The organism is Methylophaga sp. UBA5088 (genome assembly GCF_002414625.1).
In the GTDB taxonomy this organism is placed as follows: domain Bacteria; phylum Pseudomonadota; class Gammaproteobacteria; order Nitrosococcales; family Methylophagaceae; genus Methylophaga; species Methylophaga marina.
On the sequence record NZ_DIAC01000033.1, the window covers coordinates 5,813 to 6,918 of the forward strand.

The 1,106-nt window shown below is 49.1% G+C and carries 2 protein-coding genes; one reads left to right on the plus strand and one right to left on the minus strand.

The annotated features are described in order from the left end of the window. The coding region (locus B4K20_RS04770; RefSeq protein WP_289282061.1) for an NAD(P)H-dependent oxidoreductase at positions 1-546 on the minus strand (546 nt) is incomplete at its 3' end. Between the two features lie 162 nt (positions 547-708). On the opposite strand from B4K20_RS04770, the gene B4K20_RS04775 reads away from it, so the two are divergent. Further along, the coding region (locus B4K20_RS04775; RefSeq protein ID WP_289282062.1) for a TetR/AcrR family transcriptional regulator at positions 709-1,106 on the plus strand (398 nt) is incomplete at its 3' end.

Consider the following 1,106-nt stretch of genomic DNA (forward strand, 5'->3'; position numbering starts at 1 on the left):
ATTGTGGTCGCCCTCCACGTCATAGATCAGATGACTTTGCACATCGGTCACGCCGCAGTAAGCGAAGATACCTAGGTCGAGCTGCGTCTGCATAGCTTTAGCATATTCGTATTTGTCATAAGTGGCTTTCTTTGAACCACCAACACCTATAAGCACCGTAGGCAGGTTGGTTAATCGACCGTGAAGTTCGGCTTTGCCTCGATCCTCAACGCCTTTACCATACTGATATGCCCAGCCACCGGTAAATACTCGCTCTATCCAGCCCTTCATCAGTGCAGGCATACTCCACCAGTAAACCGGAAACACGAAAGCCAGCTGGTCGGCTTTTTCTACCCGCTCATGCATAGGCGAAATGTCTGTTGGTAATTCGCCACCCCAGAAACAGCTGTGATCATCTTGGGTAAAGCGCGGATCAAAGTTCTCGCGATGCAGATCCAGAATATCCACAGAATGTCCCGCTTCAAGCACTGGCCTGTGAAAGGCGTCCATCACTGCTCCCGGGTAACTGTTACGGATGGGGTGTGAGTATACGGTTAACAAATTCATAGTGCTCCTTCATATCGGGTTAGGCGGGCGCCTGCGTTACCGCAGGACCACGGTTTTCTCACCATTCTCGTTCTAATTAATCGCGTTGATATTAGTTGCACCAAAAAGTAGAACGTTTACTTTACTTGAAACGGTATAGTGAACGTTCTACAGTGTCAACCTATGAATAAGACACAAGAAAAAATAGCAAGCGGGCTTGAAGCCGCGTTTGCGTTACATGGCTTTACTCAGATGGGGGTAGATGGCTTGCGCGATGCAGCGCAGGTAAGTCTTCGCACCCTTTATAAATATTGTCCGTCGAAAGAAGACATGATTATGCTGGCGCTGGAGCACAGGCATAATCGCTATTTCGTTTTTATGTTCGAAAAGAGAAGCGCACAGGCCACGCCAACTGCGCTGCTTGACAGAGTTGGCGAGTGGATGCAGGACAATCATTCTCAGGGCTGCCTCTTTCACGATGCGGTAATGTCGCATCCTGGCAGCGAACGGATACGAGCCATGTATAGTCGGCACAAAGAAGAAATGGCTAAAGCCATGGAAAAACAAACCGGTCTCCACGG